This window comes from Burkholderia pseudomultivorans (assembly GCF_001718415.1).
Lineage (GTDB): Bacteria > Pseudomonadota > Gammaproteobacteria > Burkholderiales > Burkholderiaceae > Burkholderia > Burkholderia pseudomultivorans_A.
In genome coordinates this window covers 1869379-1893833 of the sequence record NZ_CP013377.1, presented here as the reverse complement: position 1 = coordinate 1893833, position 24455 = coordinate 1869379, and the positions used below count along the sequence as shown (strand labels likewise).

General features: G+C 66.5%; 24 protein-coding genes. 13 read left to right on the top strand and 11 right to left on the bottom strand.

The window, feature by feature from the left end; all coding sequences use genetic code 11:
• The first annotated feature begins 201 nt into the window (after positions 1–201).
• The 9 genes from WS57_RS08025 (at position 202) to WS57_RS07985 (ending at position 8244) form a co-directional block, all read left to right on the top strand.
• The gene (locus WS57_RS08025) at positions 202–573 is read left to right on the top strand and encodes an MAPEG family protein (protein WP_009689942.1); all 372 of its coding nucleotides are present in this window, start codon (positions 202–204) and stop codon (positions 571–573) included.
• 442 nt (positions 574–1015) lie between these two features.
• The gene (gene glnH, locus WS57_RS08020; protein WP_009689941.1) at positions 1016–1768 is read left to right on the top strand and encodes a glutamine ABC transporter substrate-binding protein GlnH; all 753 of its coding nucleotides are present in this window, start codon (positions 1016–1018) and stop codon (positions 1766–1768) included.
• Between the two features lie 15 nt (positions 1769–1783).
• Positions 1784–2491, top strand: a complete 708-nt coding sequence (gene glnP / locus WS57_RS08015) for a glutamine ABC transporter permease GlnP (RefSeq protein ID WP_194796569.1) — start codon at positions 1784–1786, stop codon at positions 2489–2491.
• Positions 2488–3216, top strand: coding sequence for a glutamine ABC transporter ATP-binding protein GlnQ (gene glnQ / locus WS57_RS08010; protein WP_040129610.1), 729 nt, complete (start codon positions 2488–2490; stop codon positions 3214–3216). Before glnP ends, glnQ begins: the two co-directional genes overlap by 4 nt.
• A 20-nt stretch (positions 3217–3236) precedes the next feature.
• Entirely contained in the window at positions 3237–4286 is a 1050-nt protein-coding gene (locus WS57_RS08005; RefSeq protein WP_009689937.1) for a C45 family autoproteolytic acyltransferase/hydolase, read from the top strand.
• A 15-nt stretch (positions 4287–4301) separates the two neighbouring features.
• On the top strand, positions 4302–5636 hold the full coding sequence (locus tag WS57_RS08000) for an aspartate aminotransferase family protein (RefSeq protein ID WP_069244011.1): 1335 nt from the start codon (positions 4302–4304) through the stop codon (positions 5634–5636).
• 25 nt (positions 5637–5661) lie between these two features.
• Entirely contained in the window at positions 5662–6216 is a 555-nt protein-coding gene (locus WS57_RS07995; RefSeq protein WP_069244010.1) for a carboxymuconolactone decarboxylase family protein, read from the top strand.
• A gap of 209 nt (positions 6217–6425) precedes the next feature.
• Positions 6426–7325 carry a lipid A hydroxylase LpxO gene (gene lpxO / locus WS57_RS07990; protein WP_059477424.1) on the top strand — a complete coding sequence of 300 codons (900 nt, stop codon included), beginning with the start codon at positions 6426–6428 and terminating at the stop codon, positions 7323–7325.
• Between the two features lie 139 nt (positions 7326–7464).
• On the top strand, positions 7465–8244 hold the full coding sequence (locus WS57_RS07985; RefSeq protein ID WP_069244009.1) for an extensin: 780 nt from the start codon (positions 7465–7467) through the stop codon (positions 8242–8244).
• Positions 8245–8347: 103 nt separating this feature from the next.
• Here WS57_RS07985 and ahpF read toward each other — a convergent pair whose 3' ends face one another.
• Positions 8348–9946: an alkyl hydroperoxide reductase subunit F gene (gene ahpF / locus WS57_RS07980; protein WP_069244008.1), complete on the bottom strand. Its 1599-nt coding sequence runs from the start codon at positions 9944–9946 to the stop codon at positions 8348–8350.
• A 112-nt stretch (positions 9947–10058) separates the two neighbouring features.
• Positions 10059–10622 (bottom strand): alkyl hydroperoxide reductase subunit C, encoded by a 564-nt coding sequence (gene ahpC, locus WS57_RS07975; protein ID WP_009688131.1) that lies wholly within the window; start codon positions 10620–10622, stop codon positions 10059–10061.
• A gap of 255 nt (positions 10623–10877) precedes the next feature.
• Between ahpC and WS57_RS07970 the strand changes: the two genes are divergently transcribed.
• Positions 10878–11312 (top strand): GNAT family N-acetyltransferase, encoded by a 435-nt coding sequence (locus tag WS57_RS07970; protein WP_009688132.1) that lies wholly within the window; start codon positions 10878–10880, stop codon positions 11310–11312.
• A gap of 50 nt (positions 11313–11362) precedes the next feature.
• Here the strand turns inward: WS57_RS07970 and WS57_RS07965 are convergent, their stop codons facing one another.
• The 3 genes from WS57_RS07965 to WS57_RS07955 all read right to left on the bottom strand — a co-directional run bounded on the left by WS57_RS07965 (position 11363) and on the right by WS57_RS07955 (position 12932).
• Positions 11363–11728 (bottom strand): type II toxin-antitoxin system VapC family toxin, encoded by a 366-nt coding sequence (locus WS57_RS07965; RefSeq protein ID WP_009688133.1) that lies wholly within the window; start codon positions 11726–11728, stop codon positions 11363–11365.
• Positions 11722–11940 carry a ribbon-helix-helix protein, CopG family gene (locus WS57_RS07960; RefSeq protein ID WP_009688134.1) on the bottom strand — a complete coding sequence of 73 codons (219 nt, stop codon included), beginning with the start codon at positions 11938–11940 and terminating at the stop codon, positions 11722–11724. Before WS57_RS07960 ends, WS57_RS07965 begins: the two co-directional genes overlap by 7 nt.
• Positions 11941–12035: 95 nt before the next feature.
• A complete protein-coding gene (locus tag WS57_RS07955) occupies positions 12036–12932 on the bottom strand; it encodes a LysR substrate-binding domain-containing protein (protein WP_060249913.1) in 897 nt (298 codons plus the stop codon).
• A gap of 176 nt (positions 12933–13108) precedes the next feature.
• Here WS57_RS07955 and WS57_RS07950 point away from each other — a divergent pair, with 176 nt between their 5' ends.
• The 3 genes from WS57_RS07950 to WS57_RS07940 all read left to right on the top strand — a co-directional run bounded on the left by WS57_RS07950 (position 13109) and on the right by WS57_RS07940 (position 16243).
• Positions 13109–14275 carry a branched-chain amino acid ABC transporter substrate-binding protein gene (locus tag WS57_RS07950; RefSeq protein ID WP_069244007.1) on the top strand — a complete coding sequence of 389 codons (1167 nt, stop codon included), beginning with the start codon at positions 13109–13111 and terminating at the stop codon, positions 14273–14275.
• A gap of 170 nt (positions 14276–14445) precedes the next feature.
• Positions 14446–14982: an L-2-amino-thiazoline-4-carboxylic acid hydrolase gene (locus tag WS57_RS07945; RefSeq protein WP_009688137.1), complete on the top strand. Its 537-nt coding sequence runs from the start codon at positions 14446–14448 to the stop codon at positions 14980–14982.
• The gene (locus tag WS57_RS07940) at positions 14975–16243 is read left to right on the top strand and encodes a Zn-dependent hydrolase (protein ID WP_059477428.1); all 1269 of its coding nucleotides are present in this window, start codon (positions 14975–14977) and stop codon (positions 16241–16243) included. The genes WS57_RS07945 and WS57_RS07940 overlap by 8 nt, the downstream gene beginning before the upstream one ends.
• 129 nt (positions 16244–16372) lie before the next feature.
• Here the strand turns inward: WS57_RS07940 and WS57_RS07935 are convergent, their stop codons facing one another.
• The 6 genes from WS57_RS07935 to pgaB form a co-directional block, all read right to left on the bottom strand.
• Positions 16373–17209 carry a c-type cytochrome gene (locus WS57_RS07935; protein WP_069244006.1) on the bottom strand — a complete coding sequence of 279 codons (837 nt, stop codon included), beginning with the start codon at positions 17207–17209 and terminating at the stop codon, positions 16373–16375.
• 184 nt (positions 17210–17393) lie between these two features.
• Positions 17394–18680, bottom strand: coding sequence for a hypothetical protein (locus WS57_RS07930; RefSeq protein WP_069244005.1), 1287 nt, complete (start codon positions 18678–18680; stop codon positions 17394–17396).
• Positions 18677–20500, bottom strand: a complete 1824-nt coding sequence (glmS, locus tag WS57_RS07925) for a glutamine--fructose-6-phosphate transaminase (isomerizing) (RefSeq protein WP_059477432.1) — start codon at positions 20498–20500, stop codon at positions 18677–18679. The genes WS57_RS07930 and glmS overlap by 4 nt, the downstream gene beginning before the upstream one ends.
• A 90-nt stretch (positions 20501–20590) precedes the next feature.
• A complete protein-coding gene (locus WS57_RS07920; RefSeq protein WP_009688144.1) occupies positions 20591–21106 on the bottom strand; it encodes a hypothetical protein in 516 nt (171 codons plus the stop codon).
• Complete coding sequence (gene pgaC, locus WS57_RS07915) at positions 21084–22355, bottom strand: poly-beta-1,6-N-acetyl-D-glucosamine synthase (RefSeq protein ID WP_009688145.1); 1272 nt, start codon at positions 22353–22355, stop codon at positions 21084–21086. The genes WS57_RS07920 and pgaC overlap by 23 nt, the downstream gene beginning before the upstream one ends.
• Positions 22352–24442 (bottom strand): poly-beta-1,6-N-acetyl-D-glucosamine N-deacetylase PgaB, encoded by a 2091-nt coding sequence (pgaB, locus tag WS57_RS07910; protein ID WP_009688146.1) that lies wholly within the window; start codon positions 24440–24442, stop codon positions 22352–22354. The genes pgaC and pgaB overlap by 4 nt, the downstream gene beginning before the upstream one ends.
• Positions 24443–24455: the final 13 nt, after the last annotated feature.

Below are 24455 nucleotides of genomic sequence, written 5' to 3'. Positions count from 1 at the left end.
TTGGTGTTCGACCAGTTTTAATTAACGTTTTTGTCGGCGATTTGGTGGATGTTTTGGCGTCGCCGCACGTTGCCGGGCGCGGGCGAGATCGGGCGCGTCCGAGTCCGTCTTCTAGAAAACCGGTGCACGAACGGCGTCCCGCAGTGCTAAGCTCACGGCGATTTTGACATCGAACAATGTAATCATAAGGAGGAGACACGGATGACCACATCCCAGCTGTGCCTGTTCGTCGCGGCGCTGTTGCCGTTCCCGATGACGTTTCTCGCGAAGGCCCGCAAGGGTTACGACAACCGCATGCCGCGCGACTATCTCGCGAAGCTCGAAGGCTGGCGCGCACGCGCGCAGGCCGCGCACCAGAACGCCTGGGAGGCGCTCGCGCTGTTTACGGCTGCGCTGGTCGTCGCGTGGCACAACGGCGCGAACGTGCATCGCGTCGACCAGCTCGCGATCGCGTTCGTCGCGCTCCGCGTCGTCTACGCGCTGATGTATCTGCTGAACTGGGCGACGCTGCGCTCGCTCGTGTGGTTCGCGGGGATGGTCTGCGTCGTCGGACTGTTCTTCGCGTCGCCGTGACGGGCACGCATTCATGCGCCGGCGTTGCCCCCCGCCGGCGGCATGCACGCCCTTGCCAGGCGCTGCCCGCGCCGCGCGCGTGACCGTCATTGGATGCAGGCGCAACGATCTTCGCGCGCCTGAACGGCGGCGCGTCAACACACGGGCCCGCCACCCCAGCGCTCGCCCACATCGGACCCTCCGTGCTTTCGCGCCCGCAACGGCGCGCGACCCGCACTCGCGTTTCCCGCCCCCAACCACATCCGTTTTCCTCTGACCAGACCCGCCCGGGTTTGTCTCGATGCATTTTCCTGTTGAGCATTTTTTTGTTGTCGTAGTATCCGTGTTGACAACACTTGTTGCACTAAGGTCTAATTGGACATCGCATGTTGCGGTGCGGCTTGATGTCGTCGTTCCCCGGCCAGCCGGCCGGTTACATCGCTCAACCATGCGGAGAAAAGCCATGAGTCGCCGTTCCTTCCTGAAAGCCGTCGCGGTCGCTGCCGCGCTCGGCGCCAGCATCGCCCACGCGGATACCAAGACGCTCGTCGTCGGCACCGATACGTCGTTCATGCCGTTCGAGTTCAAGCAGGGCGACAAGTACGTCGGCTTCGATCTCGACCTGTGGGCCGAGATCGCGAAGGACCAGGGCTGGAAGTACACGATCCAGCCGATGGACTTCGCGGGCCTGATTCCGGCCCTGCAGACGCAGAACATCGACGTCGCGCTGTCGGGCATGACGATCAAGGAAGAGCGGAAGAAGGCGATCGACTTCTCCGCACCGTATTACGACAGCGGGCTTGCGGCGATGGTGCAGGCCGGCAATACGTCGATCAAGTCGATCGACGACCTGAACGGCAAGGTCATCGCCGCGAAAACGGGCACCGCGACGATCGACTGGATCAAGGCACACCTGAAGCCGAAGGAAATCCGCCAGTTCCCGAACATCGACCAGGCATACCTCGCGCTCGAGGCCGGCCGCGTCGACGCGGCGATGCACGACACGCCGAACGTGCTGTTCTTCGTGAACAACGAAGGCAAGGGGAAGGTGAAGGTCGCGGGCCAGCCGGTCAGCGGCGACAAGTACGGGATCGGCTTCCCGAAGGGCAGCGCGCTCGTGCCGAAGGTCAATGCGTCGCTCGTGAAGATCAAGGCCGACGGCCGCTACGCGCAGATCTACAAGAAGTGGTTCGGTGCCGAACCGCCGAAGCTGTGAGCGTGACGGCACAACATGGCGCGGCCGGCCGGTCGCGCCGGTCTTGAATCGAACGGGGAGCAACACGTGAATTTCGATTGGTCGGCGATCTGGACGGCGCTGCCGGACCTGATGGACGGGGTCCGGTTGACGGTGTTCATCGCATTTTTCGGGCTGGTGGGCGGGTTCGTCGTCGGGATGATCGCGGGCATGTTCCGCGCATACGGACCGAAGGCGATGAACGTGCTCGCGCAGGTTTATATTGAACTGATCCGCGGCACGCCGATCGTCGTGCAGGTGATGTTCCTGTACTTCGCGCTGCCGCTGCTTGCGCATATCCGCATCGACGGCCTGACGGCCGCGATCATCGCGATCACGGTGAATTCGGGCGCGTATCTCGCGGAAGTCGTGCGCGGCGCGCTGCTGTCGATCCCGAAGGGGCTGACGGAAGCAGGGCTCGCGATGGGGCTGTCGATGCCGCGCGTGCTGCTGAAGATCGTCGGGCCGCTCGCGTTCCGGCGGCTGATTCCGCCGCTCGGCAACCAGTGCATCGTGAGCCTGAAGGACACGTCGCTGTTCATCGTGATCGGCGTGGGCGAGCTGACGCGCAAGGGGCAGGAAATCATTGCCGGCAATTTCCAGGCGGTCGAGATCTGGAGTGCGGTGGCCGTCATCTACCTGATACTGACCGGCGTGATGACGCTGACGCTTCGGCTCGTCGAAAAGCGGATGAAAATCTTATGAGCATGATCGAATTCCAGAACGTGTCGAAGAGCTTCGGCCATGTGCCGGTGCTGAAGAATATCGACCTGAAGATCGACGCGGGCGAGGTGGTCGTCGTGGTCGGCCCGTCGGGCTCGGGCAAATCGACGATGCTGCGCTGTATCAACGCGCTCGAGAAGATCACCGGCGGCGAGTTGCTGGTCGACGGCCAGAGCGTGCGCGGCAACGCGTCGACGATCCGCAACATCCGGCTCGAAGCCGGCATGGTGTTCCAGCAGTTCAACCTGTTCCCGCAAATGACCGCGCTCGAGAACGTGATGTTCGGGCCGATCCAGGTGCGTGGCGCGTCGCGTGCCGACGCGCGCGACCAGGCGATGGCGCTGCTCGACAAGGTCGGTCTCGAATCGCGCGCGAATCACTATCCGTCGGAGCTGTCGGGCGGGCAGCAGCAGCGTGTCGCGATCGCGCGGGCGCTGGCGATCCGGCCGCGGCTGATGCTGTTCGACGAGCCGACGTCGGCGCTCGATCCGGAGTTGCGCCACGAAGTGCTGAAGGTCATGCAGGATCTCGCGACCGAAGGGATGACGATGATCGTCGTCACGCACGAGATCGGCTTCGCGAAGCGGGTCGGCACGCGGCTGCTGTTCATGGATCAGGGCGGCATCGCCGAGGACGGCCATCCGGTCGACCTGATCGACCGGCCGCCGACCCCGCGCCTGAAGGAATTCCTGAAACACGTGTCCTGAACCCAACCGAATCACCTGCCATGCCGCTTTCCCTTTCCCCCGTCATCGCCGGCACGCCGTTCGACATCGGCGTGCGTCTCGGCGAGCTCGCCCGCCCGGTATTCGACGCGTACATGCAGCAGAGCAGCGCCTGGCAGGCCGTCAGTCGCTGGCGCGGCCATCCGTTCGTCGCCGCGCTGCGGCAGGCCGCGCTCGCCGCGTACCCCGAGCTCGTCGCGGAACTGGACGGGATCGCGGCCGGCGTCGGCTGGCCGGCCGACGACATCTTCCTGTGGAATTGCCGCGGCGAGCTGATCCACAACGCGCCGGACGGCTGCACGACGCTCGCGGCACGCGGCGCCGACGGCACGCGCTGGATCGCGCACAACGAGGACGGCGATCCGTACCTGCGCGAGCGCTGCCTGCTCGTCGACGTGCAGCCGCAGGGCAAGCCCGGCTTCATCAGCTTCTATTACCCCGGCTCGCTGCCCGGCCATACGTTCGCGGCGAACCGCGCGGGCATCGCGCAGGCGATCAACAACCTGCGGATCCGCACGCCGGCGGTGGGTGTGCCGCGGATGATCCTCGCGCGCGCAGTGCTCGACGCGACGTCGCTCGATGCGGCCGCCGACGTACTGCGCACGCAGGCGCGCGCAAGCGGCTTTCACCATACGCTCGGCGCGACCGGCGATACGCGGCTCCTGAGCATCGAGGCGAGCGTCGCGCGCTGTTCGGTGATCGACGTTGCACGGGTTGCCGGCCACGCGAATCATCTCGTGCATCCGGGCTGCGACGCGGAAGCGCAGATCGTCACGCAGTCGTCCGGCGATCGCCAGCGGCGCGTCGATGCGCTGACGCCGGGCATCGACGCGGTCGACGAAACCGCGCTGTTGCGCGTGCTCGGCGATCGTGCACCGGAAGGGCTGCCGATCTATCGCGACGATCCGGCCGACCCCGACGACGAAAACACGCTGGCAACGGCAGTATTCTCGATTCGCGACACCGCGATCGACTTCACGATCCATCAACATGGCACGCAGTGCTTCGCGACGCGCATCGTGCCGTTGGCGCACGCACCGCGCGTGTCCTGATCCATGAGGCAACGCATGACGACCGTTTTCCATCGCGCACCGCGCGCGACCTTGCCCGTCGCCGTCGCAGGCGACGGCATCGAGATCATCGATTCGACCGGCAAACGCTATATCGACGCGTGCGGCGGCGCGGCCGTGTCGTGTCTCGGCCACAGCAACCAGCGCGTGATCGATGCGATCAAGCGGCAGGCGCAGCAGCTGCCGTACGCGCACACGTCGTTCTTCACGACCGAGGTGGCCGAGGAACTGGCCGACCGGCTCGTCGAGGCCGCACCCGCCGGGCTCGAACACGTGTATTTCGTGTCGGGCGGCTCCGAGGCGATCGAGGCCGCGCTGAAGCTTGCGCGCCAGTATTTCGTCGAGAAGGGCGAGCCGCAGCGCCGCCACTTCATCGCGCGCCGCCAGAGCTATCACGGCAACACGCTCGGCGCGCTCGCGATCGGCGGCAACGCATGGCGGCGCGAGCCGTTTCTGCCGCTGTTGATCGAGGCGCACCATGTGAGCCCGTGCTACGCGTATCGCGACCAGGCCGCAGGCGAGACCGACGAAGCGTATGCGCAGCGTCTCGCCGACGAACTCGAGCAGAAGATCGTCGAACTCGGCGCGGAAAACGTCGCGGCGTTCGTCGCGGAAACGGTGGTCGGCGCCACGGCCGGCGCGGTGCCGCCGGTACGTACCTACCTGAAGAAGATTCGCGCGGTGTGCGACAAGTACGGCGTGCTGCTGATCCTCGACGAGATCATGTCGGGGATGGGCCGCACCGGTTACCTGTTCGCGTGCGACGAAGACGGCGTCGCGCCCGACCTGCTGACGATTGCGAAAGGGCTCGGCGCGGGCTACCAGCCGATCGGCGCGACGCTGGTGAGCGACCGCATCTACCGGACGATCGTCGACGGCTCCGGCTTCTTTCAGCACGGCCATACGTATCTGGGCCATGCGACCGCGTGTGCGGCCGCGCTCGAAGTGCAGCGCGTGATCGCCGAAGAGAAGCTGCTCGACAACGTGAAGGCGCGCGGCGAGCAGCTGCGCGCGTCGTTGCGCGAGCATTACGCGGCGCATCCGCATGTCGGCGACGTGCGCGGCCGCGGCCTGTTCGTCGGCGTCGAGCTCGTGCGCGACCGCGACAGCAAGGCGACGTTCGATCCCGCGCTGAAGCTGCACGCGGCGGTCAAGCGCGAGGCGATGCAGCGCGGGCTGATGGTGTATCCGATGGGCGGTACGATCGACGGCGTGCACGGCGATCACATCCTCGTTGCGCCGCCGTTCATCTGCACCGCGCAGCAGATCGACACGATCGTCGAACGGCTGTCCGGCGCGATCGGCGCGGCGCTCGCATCGGCCGGCGCATGAACGGCCACACTACCGGATCATCACCATGACAGACAGACTGCCTCCATTCGATCCCGCATCGGCCACCGACGCACAGAAGGCCGTGCTGGCCGAGATCCTCAGCGGCCCGCGCGGCAACCTGAACGGGCCGTTCCTCGGCTGGATCGCGAGCCCCGAGCTCGCGCAGCATGCGCAGCGGCTCGGTGCGTTCTGCCGGTATCGCACGGGCCTGCCGCTGCGGCTGTCGGAGCTCGCGATTCTGGTGACGGCCGCGCGCTGGCGCTCGCAGGCCGAGTGGCACATCCATCATCCGATCGCGCTCGACGCGGGCGTGCCGGCCGCGACGGCCGACGCGATCCGGCGCGGTGACACGCCCGCGTTCGAATCGGACGACGATGCGCTGATCCATGCGTTCGCGACCGAGCTGTACGAAACGCGGCGCGTCAGCGATGCGACCTTCGCGCGGGCCGAGGCGCGCTTCGGCCACGAGATCGTCGTCAACCTCGTCGCGCTGCTGGGTTATTACGCGCTCGTCGCAATGACGCTCAATACGTTCGGTATGCGCGCAGACGGACAAACTGATTTGCCGTTTCCGGAATAATCGCCGGCCAGGCGCGGGTTCGGCCGCGCGGCGCATCGCTGCGGATACGCGCGCAAGGCCCGTGGATACGGGCTTTCGGCCGTATCGTGCCGTTCCCGTATCGTCGCGCGGCCGCCCGTCGGCCGGCGCGATCGCGCCCGTTCGTCACAGCGCAGAAAAATTTCCCCGTATTTAGAATTCCCGTCAAACAGCTTACGGGGGAAATAAAAATGCGTTGGGTCCTGTTGATCGTCTTCATTGCGTGCGTCGTCTACACGCATCGACGCGGCAGGGTGAGGCACCGGTTTTTCCGGCAGCTCTCCGATCATTCGACCTTTACCGCGCCGCTGAACTGCTTTTCGTACGCGTTGTCGTCGGTGCCGACGACGCCGTTTCTCGACACGCGCCATTTCCCGGAACTGGCGGCGCTGCAGCGCGAATGGCGCACCTTCCGCGACGAAGCGCTCGCGCTGCGCGATGCGCAGCGGATCAAGGCGTCGGACACGTACAACGACATCGGCTTCAACTCGTTTTTCCGCAACGGCTGGAAGCGCTTCTACCTGAAGTGGTACGACGCGCCGCATCCGTCGGCGCAGGCGCTGTGTCCGCGCTCGGTCGAGATCCTGTCGCGGATTCCGTCGATCAAGGCCGCGATGTTCGCGTCGCTGCCGCCGGGCGGCAAGCTCGGCCTCCATCGCGATCCGTATGCGGGCTCGCTGCGCTATCACCTTGGGCTCGACACGCCGAACGATGCCGCGTGCCGGATCGTCGTCGACGGCGAGTCGTACGCGTGGCGCGACGGCGAGGCCGTGATGTTCGACGAGACCTATCTGCATTGGGCCGAGAACCGCACCGAGCGCGATCGCATCATCCTGTTCTGCGACATCGACCGGCCGATGAAATATCGCTGGGCGCAGCGGATCAACGACGCGTTCGGGCAGCTGCTGATGCGCGCGGCCGCGTCGCCGAACGAGACCGGCGATCGCACGGGCGGACTGAATCGCGCGTTCCGGTATCTGTACGCGATCCGGCGTGCCGGCAAGCGGCTGAAGGCGTGGAACCGCACCGTCTACTACATCGTCAAGTGGGCGCTGTTCGGCGGGATCGCGGTCGCAATCTTCTGCATCTGACGCCGGCCGTGCACGAAGCGGGGCCGGATAGGTCGGACGATTGGCCTGACGGCACAATGCAACCAAATGTATTCATGCGGGATCGCGCGGCGGCGGGCGCGTATGATGGCTTGTTCACGTCGATATGAGTGAGCCACGCATGACGAGTACCCGCAAGACACTGATGATCGCCGGCGCGCTGCTGGTGGCCGCGGCAGGCACCGGCTACGTAATGCTGTTGCGTGCGGACCATCGCGCGATCGAGGAAGCCGGCATCGGCGATTCCGCCGCGCCGGCGGCCGCTGCGCCGGCGAAGGACGATCATACGGCCCAAGGCGCGGTCGCGCCGCCGCAGGCCGCAGCCGCGCAGCAGGCCGCGCCTGCGGCCGCCGGCGTGGCGCCTGCGTCGGTTGCCGCCGGCCATATCGCCAGCGAGACGCCGCAGCCGGCCGCGAAGCCGGTGGTGCGGCCGACCGTCAAGGTCGTGACGGTCGACGCGCAGGATTCGACCCCGGCGTCCCCGAAACCGGCCGTCTCCGCGCCCCCGGCGCCTCCTTCGCCCGCGGTGCAGCAGGCGCAATCGACCCAGCCAACCCCGGAACCGACCGCACGCCCGTCGCGCCGACGTGAAGGCCTCGAACGTCACGCGGCAGTCAATCCATCGTCCGCGAACCCGAAATCCGAAACGCCCGAGACGGCGGCGCTGGTCCGCGAATCGGCGAAGCTCGATCCGTCGCTGCCGCCGCCGCCGATGTCGGCGTATGGCGGCACGGGGGCGCCGGGCGTGGGCGCCGGTGCGGGGGCCGGAACGTATCGGCTGGGCTCGTCGTCGTCGGGCGCGAATCCGGTCGCCGCAGCGATGACCGAGCAACTGGTGAGGGAGTCGAGCAGCATCAAGTCGCAGACGCCCGCGAACGGCGCTCCGACGACAGCCAAGTAGCGATCGCGGCAATCCCGATCGCGCGATCCGTTCCGAACGAAAAAAGACCCCGCACGCCGACCAGGGCATGCGGGGCCAAGAGAGATCCCTTGCTGCGTGCGCGTTACGCGGCGATCGCTTCCTCGGCCTGCGGCTGCGTGGCCGCCGCCGGTGTCGCATCCTGGCGGATCAGGTAGTCGAATGCGCCGAGCGATGCCTTCGCGCCTTCGCCGACCGCGATCACGATCTGCTTGAACGGCACCGTCGTCACGTCGCCGGCCGCGAACACGCCGGGCACCGACGTCGCACCGCGCGCGTCGACGACGATCTCGCCATGCTTCGACAGCTCGACCGTGCCCTTCAGCCATTCGGTATTCGGCACGAGGCCGATCTGTACGAACACGCCTTCGAGGTCGATCCGCTTCACGTCGCCCGAGCGGCGATCCTGGTAGACGATTCCGTTCAGCCTGTTGCCGTCGCCGGTCAGCTCGGTCGTCTGTGCGTCGGTGACGATCGTCACGTTCGACAGGGTGCGCAGCTTGCGCTGCAGGACTTCGTCCGCGCGCAGTTGCGAACCGTATTCGATCAGCGTGACTTCCTTCACGATGCCCGCGAGATCGATCGCGGCCTCGACGCCGGAGTTGCCGCCGCCGACTACCGCGACGCGCTTGCCCTTGAACAACGGGCCGTCGCAGTGCGGGCAGTACGCGACGCCGCGATTGCGGTATTCGCGCTCGCCCGGCACGCCGATTTCGCGCCAGCGTGCGCCGGTCGCGAGCACGATCGTCTTCGCCTTCAGCACCGCGCCGTTTGCGAGGCGGACCTGATGGACGTCGCCGGGAATCAGCGCTTCCGCGCGCTGCACGTCCATGATGTCGACTTCGTATTGCTTCACGTGCTGCTCGAGCGCGGTCGCGAACTTCGGTCCTTCGGTCTCCTGCACCGACACGAAGTTCTCGATCGCCATCGTGTCGAGCACCTGGCCGCCGAAGCGCTCGGCCACCACGCCCGTCGCGATGCCCTTGCGCGCCGAGTAGATCGCGGCCGCGGCGCCCGCGGGGCCGCCGCCGACGATCAGCGTGTCGAACACGGGCTTGTTTTCGAGCGACTTCGCGGCGCGCGCGCCGGCGCCGGTATCGAGTTTCGCGAGGATTTCCTTCACGCTGCTGCGGCCTTGCCCGAACGATTCGCCGTTCAGGAACATCGTCGGCACGGCCATGATCTGGCGCGCCTCGACTTCGTCCTGGAACAGCGCGCCGTCGATCGCGACGTGACGGATGCGCGGGTTGATCAGCGACATCACGTTCAGCGCCTGCACGACTTCCGGGCAGTTCTGGCACGACAGCGAGAAATACGTTTCGAACACGTAGTCGCCGTCGAGCGCGCGAATCTGCTCGATCACGTCGTCGTCGAGCTTGATCGGGTGGCCGCCGGTCTGCAGCAGTGCGAGCACGAGCGACGTGAATTCATGGCCCATCGGGATGCCGGCGAAGCGGATGCCGGCCGGTTTGCCGGGTTCGCCGATCGAGAACGACGGCTTGCGCGCATCGTCGTCGCGGCGTTCGATTACGGTCACGCGTGTCGTCAGCGACGCAATCTCGTCGAGCAGCGCCAGCAGCTCATGCGACTTCGCGCTGTCGTCGAGCGACGCGACGAGTTCGATCGGGCGCGTGATCTTTTCGAGGTACGCTTTCAGTTGGTTCTTGAGATTGGCGTCGAGCATGGCGATTCGGATTCCGTATCGATTGTTATGGTCGGGCACGTCGTGCCGGAGGAGGGCGCGGGCCGCGCGAGGCGGCGGCCCGCGACGGCGCGCATGGCGCGCCGGGCGATCGTCAGATCTTGCCGATCAGGTCGAGCGACGGGGTCAGCGTTTCCGCACCCGGCGTCCACTTGGCCGGGCACACTTCACCCGGGTGAGCGGCGATATATTGCGCGGCCTGCACCTTGCGCAGCAGTTCGCCCGCGTCGCGGCCGATGCCGTTGTCGTGGATTTCGCACAGCTTGATCTCGCCTTCCGGGTTGATCACGAACGTACCGCGCAGCGCCATCCCTTCTTCCTCGATCAGCACGTCGAAGTTGCGCGACAGCGTGAGCGTCGGGTCGCCGATCAGCGGATACTTGATCTTGCCGATCGTGTCCGACGTGTCGTGCCATGCCTTGTGCGTGAAGTGCGTGTCGGTCGACACGCCGTAGATTTCGACACCCAGTTTCTGGAATTCCGCGTAACGGTCGGCGAGGTCGCCCAGCTCGGTCGGGCAGACGAACGTGAAGTCGGCCGGGTAGAACACGACGACGGACCACTTGCCCTTGAAGTTCTCTTCGGTCACGGTCACGAAATCGCCGTTATGGTATGCGGTTGCCTTGAACGGTTTGATTTGGGTGTTGATGATCGGCATCTTGTGATTTCCTTTGCGTCAGGTGTGAATGGAGTGTTGCCAGTATCCGGGTTCACCCCGAGCTTGTGAAATTGCTTGTTTTAATCCGAGGCATCGGGAAATTCTATGTGGGGTGCGGCCTGGGTGATCGTGCGTCTTGCGGCTGGGGAAGCGCTTGGCCAGAGGTGCGCTGGACGACCGCTCGCGAGGCCATACAATGGACGGACACTGCATCGGCATTTTGTTGTTTTCATCCCCTCGATACCGAAGGACTTCATGAAAAAGCCGCTGATCGTTCTCGATGACGTATCGCCATCGTTTTCCAGTCTGGTGGGAGATGGGCTGGCCGCGTTCAATGCCCGAACGAAAGGGCCGGCGAACCATCAGGATCTGGCCATTGCGATCGGGGAAGCCGACGATCGCGTTGGCGGTCTGATCGGCAGCACTGGATGGGGTTGGTTGTTCGTCAAGTGGCTATGGGTCGCGGAGCATGTGCGCGGACAGGGCTATGCGTCCGACCTGCTGGCGCGCGCCGAGCAAATTGCGATAAGCAGAGGATGCATCGCTGCGTGGATCGATACGTTCAATCCCGATGCGCGGCGGCTTTACGAGCGGCTCGGGTTCGTCGTATTCGGCGAACTGGCCGATTTTCCTGCCGGACACACCCGCTATTTCCTGCAGAAGCGGTTTGATATGGGTTCCGACAGCTGAACCGCTTCGGCGGGCTTCGATCGTGTGGAGCGCGAACAACGCGCGCTGGCTCAGACCTGATAAGGCACCCGGATGCCGGGTTCCGTTGCCGGAAAGTCCTTCGTGTTACGCGACACGAGCAGCAGCCCGTTTACCTGGGCCGATGCCCAGACGATCGCGTCCGGCAGGCGAATGCGGCGCTCCTTGCGAATGGTCACAGCGCGGCCGGCAACCGTACCGTCGAGCGGGATCACGTCGAATGACGAGAGCCACGCGCGGATCGGGCCTTCGTCATCTGCGGTCGTACCGACCAGAACTTCCATCCACGTAATGGTGCTGATCGCACGATAGTCGTAGCGGCCGAGTTCCAGGCGGGCGGATTCCACGCCGCCCAGGTAGTCGATCAGGATGTTGGTGTCGAAGAGAGCTTTTACCATTCCGAGCGCAGTTTTTCCTGATAAGCGAGCCCGTCGACGGTGCGATCTTTCCAGAGACCGAAGACGTCGTCGGCGAGCGGGCGCTTGTGTAGAGCAATGTAGGCATTGATCGCATCGCGAATGATCGCGGCGCGAGGGCGATGCTCAGTCTCGACGATGACGGCCAGCTCGTCGAGCTGGCCGTCTGACAGATCCACCAGAATTCGGCCCATTTTCGCCTCCGATATATGATATGCATATCATATATATGTAGATGTCGACGTGCAAGAGACGGGCCGCAGCTTGCTCAACCGAAATGGCGCGCTGCTCACACCCCCGCCATCTCCCTCAACCATTCCGCCAGCCGCCTCGCCCCATCCGGCATGTCCGCGTCCTCGCGCGTACACAGGTAGTAATCGCGCCCGTCGTCGAGCGCGTGATCGAACAGCTTCACGAGCTCGCCGCTCGCCAGTTCGCGCTCGACCAGCGGCGCACGCAGCAGCGCGACGCCGAGATCCGCGCGCGCCGCGCTCAGCGTGAGCTGCCCGTCCTCGAACATCGGTCCGACCGCGTGCGACACGTGCCGCACGCCGGCGCCCTGCAGCCAGTTGACCCATGCGCTGCGATCCTCGTCGTGCACGAGCGGCGCCTGTGCAAGATCGGCCGGCGTGCGGAACGGCCCGTGACGCTGCAGGAACGACGGGCTGCACATCGGCACCATCGCGCCCGGCACGAGCCGCTCGCAGCGATAGCCGGGCCAGTCGCCGGTGCCGAAGCGAATCGATAGGTCGGATGCATCGCTGCGATAGTTGCGGTGGTGCGCATACAGCACGGTCACGTCGACGTCCGTGTTGTCGGCGAGAAACGCATGCAGGCGCGGAATGAACCAGCCGATGCCGAACAGCGGTATCAGGCTGATCGTGATCTGCCGCAGCGACGAGCGATCGCGCACGAAGCGCGTCGCGCTGCGCAGCACCGAGAACGCGGCGCTGATCGAGCGGTAGTAGTCGCGCCCTTCGTCGGTCAGCGCGAGCAGCCGGCCTTCGCGGACCGTCAGCGGCGTCTGGATGAACGCGTCGAGCAGTTGCAGCTGATGGCTGACCGCGGACGGCGTGATGTCGAGTTCGCTCGCCGCCGCCGTGACCGACCCGAGACGCGCGAATGCCTCGAACGCGCGGACGGCCCGCAGCGGCGGATCGTGAGGCAATTGTTCGATATTTTTCATGTATCGAATTTTATAGAAAAATCAGGGTAAGCGACAAGAAGAAAAATCATCGTGTTTTCATGTAGTTGGTTTATTGTGTCGAGAACGGCATAAGCATCCAACAATTGAGTATTTGGGGTGCGGAGTCTGATTCTTTAATATTTTTCATGTTTTGATCCGATAGACCGATCCCGCACATGAAAACCGCTTTCTTCTCCGCCGGCGTCGCATTCTCCGCGGCCGCCCTGATCGCCTCCGTTCCCGCGTTCGCGCAATCCGCGCCCCAGACGATCCTGATCGGCCTGGCCGCACCGCTGACCGGCCCGTCGGCGCGGATCGGCAAGGACCTGCAGGACGGTGCGCAACTCGCGATCGACGACGCGAACGCGAAGCATCCGACCATCGGCGGCAAGCCCGTCGTGTACAAGCTCGTCGCAGCCGACGACCAGTCCGACCCGCGCACGGCCGTCGCGGTTGCGCAGCAGCTCGTCGACCAGCACGTGATCGGCGTCGTCGGCCACTGGAACACGGGCTGCAGCGTGCCGGCGTCGCGCGTCTATCGCGACGCGGGCATTCCGCAGATCGCGCCGGCGTCGACGGGCCATCAGTACACGCAGCAGGGCTACGCGACGGCCTTCCGCATCATGGGTCACGACGATGCGGGCGGCAACTTCACGGGCGCCTACGCGGTGAAGACGCTGAAGGCGAAGCGCATCGCGGTGATCGACGATCGCACGTCGTTCGGCGCGGGGCTGGCCGACCAGTTCATCAAGGGCGTGCAGGCGAACGGCGGCACGATCGTCGATCGCCAGTACGTGAACGACAAGACGACCGACTTCAGCGGCGTGCTGACCGCGATCAAGGGCAAACGCGCGGATCTGGTGTTCTTCGGCGGGCTCGATGCGCAGGCCGCGCCGATCGCACGCCGGATGCGCCAGCTCGGCGTGAACGCGCCGCTGCTCGGCGCGGGCGGTTTCGTGAGCCAGACCTTCCTGTCGCTCGCAGGCAAGGACGGCGACGGCGTGACCGCGCTCGAACCGGGCCTGCCGCTCGACCGGATGCCGGGCGGCAAGGCGTTCGACGCGCAGTACCAGGCGCGTTTCCGCGCGCCGATCGAACTGCATGCGCCGTTTGCGTACGACGCGGCCGCCACGCTGATCGCGGCTGCGCAGAAGGCCGGCACGACGCAGCCGGCGAAGCTGGTCGCCGCCGTGCGCGAGATCGACCGGCCGGGCGTGACGGGCGAGATCGCATTCGACAAGGAAGGCAACCTGAAGAATCCGGCGTTCACGATCTATCAGGTGCGCGGCGGGAAGTGGACTGTCGTCGATGTGCTCGGCGGCGCGCGCACCACGGCGAAGTAAAGGACGACAGCTTTGCATGGGGTCCGAGTAAGCGCTGAAGCGCCAACTCGGACCGACAGCTTTGCATGGGGCCCGAGTAAGCGCTAAAGCGCTAACTCGGACCGACAGCTTTGCATGGGGTCCAAGTAAGCGCTAAAGCGCTAACTTGGACCGACAATCGAGACAATTCCATGACCGAACCCACCAAGACCCCGACCACCCCCGAAGACACGCGCCTCGGCATCCTCGCGCGGCGCCGCATCGAAGCGGAAATCATCAAGCCGATCTACGAGATCATGAAGCGCGAATTCGGCACCGAACGCGCGCAGGCCGTCATCGCGGAAGCCGTACGCGGCGCGGCCGTCGAGGCAGGCCGCACGTTCGCCGCGCAGGAGCCCGACGGCACGAGCGTGCAGTCGTTCATCGCGCTGCAGGTGCTGTGGGAGAAGGACGATGCGCTCGACGTCGAGGTGCGCCGCGCGGACGATGCGCACTACGACTACGACGTGCATCGCTGCAGCTATGCGGAGATGTACCACGCGATGGGGCTCGGCGAGATCGGTCACCTGCTGAGCTGCGCGCGCGACAGCCATTTCATCGAAGGCTACGATCCGCGCATCGCGCTGACGCGCACCAGCACGATCATGCAGGGCGGCAAGCGCTGCGACTTCCGATATGAATTGCAACGCACGTCGCGCGACGCCGCGCCGGAGGACGGCAATGCATGACGACCAGGCAACCGCGCAGGTAGGCGCGCCGCGCGTGAACGGCGAGCGGCTGTGGGCTTCGCTCGAACGCATGGCGCAGATCGGCGCGACGCCGAAGGGCGGCGTCTGTCGTCTGGCGCTGACCGACCTCGACCGCGAGTCGCGCGACCTGTTCGTGCAGTGGGCGCGCGACGCCGGCTGCACGGTGCGGGTCGACCGGATGGGCAACGTGTTCGCGCGCCGCGCCGGCCGCAATCCCGATGCCGCGCCGGTGATGACGGGCTCGCACGCCGACTCGCAGCCGACCGGCGGCCGCTACGACGGCATCTACGGGGTGCTGGGCGGCCTCGAAGTCGTGCGCGCGCTGAACGACGCGGGCATCGAGACCGAGCGGCCGATCGATGTCGTGATCTGGACCAACGAGGAAGGCTCGCGCTTCGCGCCGGCGATGGTGTCGGCCGGCGTGTTCTCGGGCGTCTATACGCTCGAATACGGACTGTCGCGCACCGACAGCGCGGGCAGGACGATCGGCGAAGAACTCGAACGGATCGGCTACGCCGGGCCCGAGCCCGTCGGCGGCTATCCGGTGCATGCCGCCTACGAACTGCATATCGAGCAGGGCGCGATCCTCGAACGGGCCGGCCGCACCATCGGCGTCGTGACGGCCGGACAGGGGCAGCGCTGGTACGAGGTAACGCTGACGGGCGTCGACGCGCACGCGGGCACGACGCCGATGGAATTCCGTCGCGACACGCTGGTGGGTGCGGCGCGGATGATCACGTTCGTCGACGCGCTGGGCCGCCGGCACGCGCCGCATGCGCGCGCGACGGTCGGCATGATCGAGGCGCGCCCGAATTCGCGCAACACGGTGCCGGGCGGCTGCTTCTTCACGGTCGAGTTCCGTCATCCGGACGACGCGGTGCTCGACGCACTCGATGCGGAACTGCGCGCCGAACTCGCGAAGGTGGCGGCCGAGGCCGGCCTCGGCGCGCAGATCGAGCAGATCTTCAGGTATCCGCCGGTGCCGTTCGCGCCGCGCTGCATCGACGCGGTGCGCGACGCGGCGCAAGCGCTCGGGCTGTCGCACATGGACATCGTGTCGGGTGCGGGCCACGATGCCTGCTATGTCGCGCGCGTCGCGCCGACCGGGATGATCTTCGTGCCGTGCGTCGACGGGCTGAGCCACAACGAGGCCGAGGCGATCACACCCGAGTGGGCGGCGGCCGGCGCCGACGTGCTGCTGCGAGCGGTGCTGCGCAGCGCGCAGGAAGCCGACGCTTGATGAAGCGGACGGCCGGTTGCGGACGGCCGTCCGTCCTTGTGCGCGTAGTGCCATCTGCCGTGCGCGTTAAGTACCGCGGCGAGATCATCGCTCGGATAGTCGACAACATCGTCCGCCGAAATATTTCGATCAGCGCCCCGCCTTGCGCCGCGCCATATATGCGAGATACGCGACGATCCGGTCGAGCTCGACGTCGCTCAGCTGTTCCGGCGGAAACGCCGGCATCACGCGGCCCGGCCAGTCGCGCACCGATGCGGGGTTGCGGATATAGCGGCGCAGCGCGGCAGGCTGGAAGTATTCGACCGGATTCATCGGCGTGTTCAGGTCGGGGCCGGCATCGCTGCTGCCCGCGCCGTCGATGCGGTGGCATGCGAGGCATTGCGTGACGAACAGGCGCTGGCCCGCGCGGGCCGGGTCGTCGGCGGGCAGCGCCGGATCGACCGCGAGCGAAGGCCAGCGCGCGAGCGGCGACGCTTCGATCGTGATGCGCACGATCTGGTACGGCCATTGTTCGCCGCGCACCGTCGAGGCCTTCGGGCCGAGCCACACGAGATAGAACGGCCCCGCGCTGACCGTCTTGCCCGGCAGCGCCGGCCACGGGTGCGCGGGGTCTTCGATCGCGAGCCACGCGACGGCGCCAGCCGATGCGCGGCTGCGCACGAGACGCGTCGGCAGCTGCGCGGCGAAGCCGTCGGCCGCCCGCGTTTCGAGCACGCCGTCCTCGGGCAGCGGCGTGTCGCCGAGCAAGTCGGCCAGCGGCACGGCGCGGAAGTTCATCGGCGTGCCGTACGCGATGTCGCGCGGCACGTGGATTTCGACGGCGTCGGGGCGCGCGAGCAGCGCCTGCGGCGTAAAGGAGCGGGGCGTGCCGCCGGTCGCGAGTTCGAGCGTGGACTGCGCCGACGCGCGCTGTCCGATCAGGCAAACCGTCAGCAACAACAGCGAAAACAACCTGCGCTTCAGCATGCGTTCTCCGTGGAAGGGGTGTTCCGGCGGCGACGGCAGGCAGGGGCGTCGCGGCCGATGGATGCATCGGGCGACAGTCTATCCGGTACGGCGCGGTCGCGACCGGAAACGCGCGCAGGGGCATGTACGGGAGCAAGGTGCGCGCTGCGCCGGCCGGAAAGCCAGGCGGCGCAACGCCGCCGCTTCACGACCCGTTCGAGCACGCGTTGCCGACGTCGGGCGAGCGCGTTTCCCGCTGCGGATCGAAATCGGCTTCGCGCGCGCCGGCCGGCGTCAACGACACGAAATGCATCGTGTCGTCGCGCGCAGGGAAGCCGGCGATGCCTGTCGGGCTCCACGGAATCGGCGAGCGCTGCACGCCGCGCACGGCGATCCGTGCGGGCGACAGCGCGAGCGTCAACAGGCGCCCGTCGCGTGTCGGCACATAGGCGAGCGAGCCGGCCACGCCGATGCCGGATTCGCGCACCGACGCCGGCAGGCAGTCGAGCGTCGCGGTGCGATGGCCGTCCGGGTCGATCAGCGTCGCGACGCCGCGGCCGTTGGCCGTCGTCGTGACGACGATGAAGCGGTCGATATCCGGCACGTAGGCCGTCGAATACACGTAGTACTGGATCGCGTCGCTCAGCGTACCGAGCTTGTCGAGCTTCGCGGTGACGGGGTCGAACATCGCGTAGTCGAGCGTCGCGTCGGTGCTGCCTTCGATGAATTTCTGCCAGACCAGCAGCGCCTTGTGCGGCGAGCCCGCGATCATCGGCCACCATTCGCGGCGGTGCGGCGCGACGGCCACATGGTTCAGCACGTGACCGGCCGCATCGTAGGTTTTCAGGTAGACGCCATTGCCGGTGCCGAGATTGTCGACGCCGCCGCCGTCCACCCAGTCGGCCGAATAGAACACGACGAAGCGTTCGCCGACGGCCGCGACGTGCCCCGAATGGCCGCCCGATTCGACGTCGTTCGGGTAGGGCTTGACCGGCTTCAGGTCGCGCCGGTAGATGCCGTAGCGCTGGCTGACCTGCTGCGGCGCGTTCCAGCCGTCCTCGAACGTGACGAAGATGTCGCCGCGTCCGTTCTGTGCGATCGACACGGGTTCCTGCGCTTCGGGACGGCTGATGAAGGTATGCACGCGCAGCATGTGCGGGCTGCCCGGCTGCCATTCGCCGACATACACGTCGTGCGGCCAGTTGCCGCTGCGCAGCGCGCCGCGCGGCACGACGCCCGAACTGCTGAAGAAGATCCAGCGCCGCCCGTCGCCGGCATCGGCGACGCCGATGCCGTGCATGAAGCGCCGCAGGTCGCCGGTTTCCTGCTGCGTGGCGGGCCCCTGCACGGTGACCGTATGCACGACCGGCGCGCCGGCGAATGCGGCCGCGATGATGCAGGCGCCGCCCAGCGCCGCGACCCAGCGTGCAACCGCGCGCCGGGTCGTGCGCGGCTGCGCGGCAACCCGGCGCCAGCGTGGCGACTGCATCATTCGACGGTCACCGACTTCGCGAGATTGCGCGGCTTGTCGACGTCGGCGCCGCGCGTGCAGCCGACGTGGTATGCGAGCAGCTGCAGCGGGATCACGTTGACGATCGGCGACAGCGCATCGCCCGATTCGCGCACGCGGATCACGTGCGTATCGCGGTCGGCGTCGATCTCGAGCTGATGGCCTGCGAGCACGTAGAGCCGTCCGCCGCGCGCACGCACCTCGGCCATGTTGGATTTCAGCTTCTGGAACAGCCGGTCGTCGGGCGCGATCGTCACGACCGGCATCGCACTCGTCACCAGCGCGAGCGGGCCATGCTTCAGCTCGCCGGCGGGATAACCCTCCGCATGGATGTACGACACCTCCTTGAGCTTCAGCGCGCCTTCCATCGCGATCGGGAAATGAATGCCGCGACCGAGGAACAGCGCGTTCTCGCTCTTCGCGAACTTTGCGGTCCAGCCCATGATCTGCGTTTCGAGCGCCAGCGCATGACCGATGCGTTCCGGCAGCGCGCGCAACTGCTGCAGATGCGCGGCCGTCTGCGCGGCGTCGAGCCGGCCGCGCTGTTGCGCGAGCGTCAGCGTCAGCAGGAACAGCGCGACCAGTTGCGTGGTGAACGCCTTGGTCGACGCGACGCCGAGCTCGATGCCGGCGCGCGTCAGGAAGCGCAGCGGCGCGTTGCGCGCGATCGTGCTGGTCGCGACGTTGCAGATCGCCATCGACAGGTCCTGGCCCATCTCGCGCGCACGGTCGAGCGCGCCGATCGTGTCGGCGGTTTCGCCGGACTGCGAGATGCCGACGACGAGCGTGCGCGGATCGGCGACCGTATCGCGATAGCGGAATTCGCTCGCGATCTCGACCTGCGCGGGCACGCCGGCGATCGACTCGAGCCAGTACTTCGCGGTCAGCCCCGCGTAATAGCTGGTGCCGCAGCCGAGCAGCAGCACGCTTTTCACCTTCGACAGCAGCGCGCGCGTGTCGGCCTGCTCGCCGAACAGCGCCGGCGAGACGGTGTCGATGCCGTCGAGCGTGTTGTCGATCGCCTTCGGCTGCTCGAAGATCTCCTTCTGCATGAAATGCTGGTACGGCCCCAGCGCGGCGTCGCTATCGCGCGTGCGGACTTCGCAGAGCGGTCGCCGCGCTTCATGCCCGAGCGCGTCGACGACCGCGATCCGCTCGGGCGTGATCAGCGCGACGTCGCCATCCTCGAGGTAGACGAAACGGTCGGTCAGGTCCGCGAGCGCCGCGCAGTCGGACGCAAGATAGTTCTGCGTCGCGCCGATGCCGATCACGAGCGGCGAGCCCGCGCGCGCGGCGACCAGCCGCTGCGGCTCGCGCGCGCTCAGCACGGCGATCGCGTATGCGCCGTGCAGGCGCTTGACCGCGCGCGTGACGGCGTCGAACAGGTCGTCGCGATAGACGCTGTGGATCAGATGCGCGATCACTTCGGTGTCCGTCTCGCCGCGGAACGTGTAGCCGCGCTGCCGCAGCTCCGCGCGCAGCGTGTCGTGGTTCTCGATGATCCCGTTGTGCACGACCGCGATCGTGTCGCCCGACATGATCGGATGCGCATTCGTCTCCGATGGCGCGCCATGGGTCGCCCAGCGCGTATGCGCAATGCAGGTCTGCGCTTCGAGGCCCAGCGTCAGCACGCGATCCTGCAGGTCCGCCACGCGCCGCAGCGTACGCTCGCTGCGCAACCGGCCGTCGCGCTGCACCGCGATGCCGCACGAGTCGTAGCCGCGATATTCGAGCCTGCTCAGCGCGTTGACCAGTTGCGGCACCTGATTGTTCATGCCGCTTGCTCCGACGATTCCGCACATATGTCACCTCGTCCAGAAGAAAATGCCGGGTGGCGCGCATCGCGCGGCAGCAGGGCGTCAGCGCCGGCGCCGTGCGATGCGGATGCCGTCTCATGCGTTGTGTCCCGTTTCGCCGGTCGTCCAGTCGCGGCGCTGCGGCTCCGCATGGGCGATCCATTCGATGCCGGAAATCGATCCGTTCGCGTCGTGCGACGCGACGAGTATCCGCGTCGCGCGCGCGGCGCTGCGCCGCCGCGTGCCCTGCAGGCTCGCCGGCACCGAGCGCACTTTCACGCTGGCCGAGCGCCGCAGCATCTTCGACACGCGCAGCCGATAGGCGAACGGATGCACGACGCGGCCCGCGATCAGCCAGGTGACCAGCAAGCCCGCCATCAGCGCGATGCAGGTCACGTAGAACACCAGTTGCTCGATCGGCATTTCCGCCTCGTTGAACGGCAGCAGGTAGCGATACGTGTAGATGCAGATCGACGCCCAGACGGCGCCGACCAGCGCAGGTCGCACGAAGCGGAACCAGACGACGAGCACGAACCCGGCGATTCCGCCGCGCTCGGCCATCATCTCGCGCGGCGTGCGCAGGGACAGGTCAATAATCGGTGCGTTCTTCATGTTGGATGCCTCGGTCGGGACTGACCCATACGGCCCGCTTGCCACGCCCCCGCAGCATCACGGCGGGCAGCGCGATGACGGTGGTGATCATGCTGATCAGCCAGAAAGCGACGGGATACCAGACGGTATCCAGGAAGTACATCAGCAGCTTCTCGTCGTAGCGGCGATCGATCATGCTGCCGATGATCAGTTGCAGGATGCAGGTCGCGACCAGCAGCATCCCGTGCCAGTGCGGCACGACGGACACGTGCCAGTCCTTGGGCAGCGGATAGATGACGCCGATCAGCGCGAGCAGCAGGATGAACGACATCCCGTACGCCCATGCGATGCCGATCAGGTACTCGACGAACAGCGGCCACATCATCATCTGCGTGGGGCGCGCGAGCGTGCCCGCGTATTTCATCAGCACCTGGATGCCGCCTTTCGCCCAGCGCAGCCGCTGCCGGTACAGGCCCTTCACCGTCTCGGGCATCAGGATCCAGCTCAGCGCGTGCGGCTCGTAGACCACGCGCCAGTCGCGGCACTGCAGTTTCCAGCTGATGTCGATGTCCTCGGTCAGCATGTCCGAGCTCCAGTAGCCGACGTCGGCGAGCGCGGTCTTGCGGAACATCGTGACGACGCCCGACACCGTGAAGATGCGGCCGTATACCTGCTGCGTGCGCTTGATCAGCCCGACGATCGACGAGAATTCGCCGACCTGCATGCGGCCGAGCAGCGACGTGCGCGTGCGGATGCGCGGATTGCCGGTGACGGCGCCGACGCCCGGGTCGGTCAGGAAATGCTCGAGCATCCAGCCGACCGCATCGTGCGCAAGCAGCGAGTCGCCGTCGATGCAGAGCAGGAACTCCGCATTCGACACCGCCGCCGCGGTCGTGAGCCCGACCGCCTTGCCTTCGTTGCGCGCGTGGTGGATCACGAGCAGCCGCGGAATCTCGGCGGCCAGCTCGTTGAGGATCTCGCCGGTGCGATCCTTGCTGCCGTCGTTGACCGCGATGATGTCGTAGTTCGGATAGTTCATCCCGTTCAGATGGCTGATCACGCTGCGTGCGTTGGCCTCCTCGTTGAAGCAGGGCACGACGATCGAGATCTTCGGGATGCCGCTCGCCGCGATGGTTCGCGTCGACAATTCGCGGCCTTCCTCGAGCAGGAAGTAGTGCACGACGCCGCCGATCATCCACAGGTACGACATGAAGAACGGGTAGTAGAAGACGAAGTCCTGCAGGCGCGTGATGATCGTATGGGTGGTCATGGCGTCTTCGTCCCCTGCTGGCGATGCATCTGCATCAGCGCGTTGATCGAGGTCGGATCGAGTCGCGACTTCAGCGACATCACGTCGCGCATCGCATCGAGGGTCGGCTGGTCGTGCAGGTAGTTGTCGGGGTAGTAGCCGAAGTTGACCGCACCCAGGCTGCGCAGCCGCCGCATCTGCGCGAGCAGCGTGCTGGCCGGCACCTCCTTGCGCGCATGCCAGTCGTACGCCTGCAGCTCGAACACGGTGCGCGAGACGCCCTGCGGTTTGCTCTTGACGATTTCGACGAGCCGGTCGAGCCAGCGGTCGGGGTTCGACGCCTGCTCCATGTAGGGCATCGCCATCAGCGCGACGTAGTCGTAGGCCGCCAGGAAATCGTCGTAGTTCTGCGCGTACCACGCTTCGGATTCGGGCTTCAGCACCGGCATCGCGAACATGTTGCGCGCGGTCAGCACGTCGCCGGCGTTCTGGTTCGCGAGCACGATCTGTTCGAGCTGCCGCGTCAGGTCGATCAGGTAGCGCGTTTTCTGCCGCGTCCAGCGGCTCATCAGGTCGGGCGTTGCGCGAATCTTGCCGATGTCGGCCGGCAGCCCCCATTGCGCGTACGCGCGCAGTGCATGGCGGCCGGCGTCCTCGTAGTCGTCGAGCACCGCGTCGTCGCTGAACAGGATGCCGCCGAACGACGCGTACTTGCCGAGATCCTCGTAGATCTGCTCGATCATCAGGCGTGCGTCCGGATCGAACGGGCTCAGCCGGAATATGCGCGTGCCGTTCTCGCGCGTGGGCGCGCCGCCGTACGCGCTGACGGCTTCGAGGCCGCGGTGCTTGTCCGGCGGCGGCCGGAACGCGAGTACCGGCATCCATGCGTAGACCTGCACGTTGGCGCGCGTGCTGAGCTGCCATGCGGCGCGCGAGAACAGGTCGGCGCGCATCGGCAGGTGGCGGTTCGGGAAATACAGCGCCTCCGCGGTGCCGGTGCCTTTCGGATCGGCGAACGCCTGCAGGTAGACGGATCGCGGCTGCATCCGGTAGATCCGCTCGATCAGGCCGCCGAGATTCTTTTCCTGTTGCGCGGGGTTCGGATCGTAGACCTGGTCGAGATCCACCTGCACGACGCGCTCGGGCACGTCGACGTCGCCGCGATTGTTGGCCGGCTCGCGCATCGACCGCTCGAAGCCGCCGATGTCGACGTCGTACATCATCAGGATCCGCCGCAGGCGGTCGAGCGGCACGTCGGGCGTGTTCGGCCCGGCGTCGAGGCTGAACTGGATGTCCATGCCGAGCGACGTCGAGATCTTGCGCACGGGCTGGTTTTCCGCGCCGTACGGCCAGACCATCGAGCGCGCGACGATGCCGGTGCGCTCGCGAATCTGCTGGACGCAGGTTTTCAGGTCGTTGTGCACGCGCGCCTCGAACTCGGCATCCGTCTCGTAGCGCTTCTCGTCCGTCAGGTACAGGTGCGACGTGGTGGCCGGCAGTTCGTTGCCCTGCGGGTTTGCGACTGCGCCGTGATGGAGGTTGTGCGTATGGCACGCGAGCTCGACCAGATTCGACGAACCGAGCTTCTGCACCTCGTCCCACGACATGAAGTAGTCGCGCGGCATCTCGATCTTGTCGCTGATGCGGATCGGCGCGTCCGGCGGCGCATCGATCCACGCGGTGACGATGCCCATCACGGCCGGATACTTGAAGCGTTCGAGCAGCGGCAGGACTTTCGTGTAGTGGCTGCGATAGCCGTCGTCGAACGTAAGCAGCACCGAGCGCGGCGGCAGCGGCTTGCCGCCGTGTCGCGACGCCTCGATCTGCTTGACCGTGATGGTGTGGTAGTTGTTCGTCTGCAGCCACGAGAAGATCGCGGTCAGCGTGCCGGTGTCGACCGCGTACGGGTCGACCATCGCGTTGTTCGAGAAGCTCGCCAGCAGGTTGTCGCGTACGTCGTGCAGGCAGATCACGCGAAACGTCTTGCCGTCGGCCGGGTCGGACGGCGGCAGCAGATCGATCATCTTGGCCCTCGTCACGCCCGGAAACAGCGAACAGGCGGCAAACGCGCCGAGGCATCCGCACATGAAGGTCCGTCTGGATTGCATGAAATAGACTCCC

Excerpts from the sequence above, each read along its gene's own strand:
- WS57_RS07945 (WP_009688137.1), top strand. The coding sequence starts at position 14,446 with ATGACCGAACCCACCAAGACCCCGACCACCCCCGAAGACACGCGCCTC.
- WS57_RS08005 (WP_009689937.1), top strand. The coding sequence starts at position 3,237 with ATGCCGCTTTCCCTTTCCCCCGTCATCGCCGGCACGCCGTTCGACATC.
- WS57_RS07995 (WP_069244010.1), top strand. The coding sequence starts at position 5,662 with ATGACAGACAGACTGCCTCCATTCGATCCCGCATCGGCCACCGACGCA.
- WS57_RS07965 (WP_009688133.1), bottom strand. The coding sequence starts at position 11,728 with ATGGTAAAAGCTCTCTTCGACACCAACATCCTGATCGACTACCTGGGC.
- WS57_RS08025 (WP_009689942.1), top strand. The coding sequence starts at position 202 with ATGACCACATCCCAGCTGTGCCTGTTCGTCGCGGCGCTGTTGCCGTTC.
- WS57_RS07955 (WP_060249913.1), bottom strand. The coding sequence starts at position 12,932 with ATGAAAAATATCGAACAATTGCCTCACGATCCGCCGCTGCGGGCCGTC.
- WS57_RS08000 (WP_069244011.1), top strand. The coding sequence starts at position 4,302 with ATGACGACCGTTTTCCATCGCGCACCGCGCGCGACCTTGCCCGTCGCC.
- WS57_RS07940 (WP_059477428.1), top strand. The coding sequence starts at position 14,975 with ATGCATGACGACCAGGCAACCGCGCAGGTAGGCGCGCCGCGCGTGAAC.
- glnQ (WP_040129610.1), top strand. The coding sequence starts at position 2,488 with ATGAGCATGATCGAATTCCAGAACGTGTCGAAGAGCTTCGGCCATGTG.
- WS57_RS07920 (WP_009688144.1), bottom strand. The coding sequence starts at position 21,106 with ATGAAGAACGCACCGATTATTGACCTGTCCCTGCGCACGCCGCGCGAG.
- WS57_RS07950 (WP_069244007.1), top strand. The coding sequence starts at position 13,109 with ATGAAAACCGCTTTCTTCTCCGCCGGCGTCGCATTCTCCGCGGCCGCC.
- WS57_RS07985 (WP_069244009.1), top strand. The coding sequence starts at position 7,465 with ATGACGAGTACCCGCAAGACACTGATGATCGCCGGCGCGCTGCTGGTG.
- WS57_RS07930 (WP_069244005.1), bottom strand. The coding sequence starts at position 18,680 with ATGATGCAGTCGCCACGCTGGCGCCGGGTTGCCGCGCAGCCGCGCACG.
- WS57_RS07960 (WP_009688134.1), bottom strand. The coding sequence starts at position 11,940 with ATGGGCCGAATTCTGGTGGATCTGTCAGACGGCCAGCTCGACGAGCTG.
- glnH (WP_009689941.1), top strand. The coding sequence starts at position 1,016 with ATGAGTCGCCGTTCCTTCCTGAAAGCCGTCGCGGTCGCTGCCGCGCTC.
- ahpF (WP_069244008.1), bottom strand. The coding sequence starts at position 9,946 with ATGCTCGACGCCAATCTCAAGAACCAACTGAAAGCGTACCTCGAAAAG.
- WS57_RS07970 (WP_009688132.1), top strand. The coding sequence starts at position 10,878 with ATGAAAAAGCCGCTGATCGTTCTCGATGACGTATCGCCATCGTTTTCC.
- pgaC (WP_009688145.1), bottom strand. The coding sequence starts at position 22,355 with ATGACCACCCATACGATCATCACGCGCCTGCAGGACTTCGTCTTCTAC.
- glmS (WP_059477432.1), bottom strand. The coding sequence starts at position 20,500 with ATGTGCGGAATCGTCGGAGCAAGCGGCATGAACAATCAGGTGCCGCAA.
- glnP (WP_194796569.1), top strand. The coding sequence starts at position 1,784 with ATGGCGCGGCCGGCCGGTCGCGCCGGTCTTGAATCGAACGGGGAGCAA.
- ahpC (WP_009688131.1), bottom strand. The coding sequence starts at position 10,622 with ATGCCGATCATCAACACCCAAATCAAACCGTTCAAGGCAACCGCATAC.
- pgaB (WP_009688146.1), bottom strand. The coding sequence starts at position 24,442 with ATGCAATCCAGACGGACCTTCATGTGCGGATGCCTCGGCGCGTTTGCC.
- WS57_RS07935 (WP_069244006.1), bottom strand. The coding sequence starts at position 17,209 with ATGCTGAAGCGCAGGTTGTTTTCGCTGTTGTTGCTGACGGTTTGCCTG.
- lpxO (WP_059477424.1), top strand. The coding sequence starts at position 6,426 with ATGCGTTGGGTCCTGTTGATCGTCTTCATTGCGTGCGTCGTCTACACG.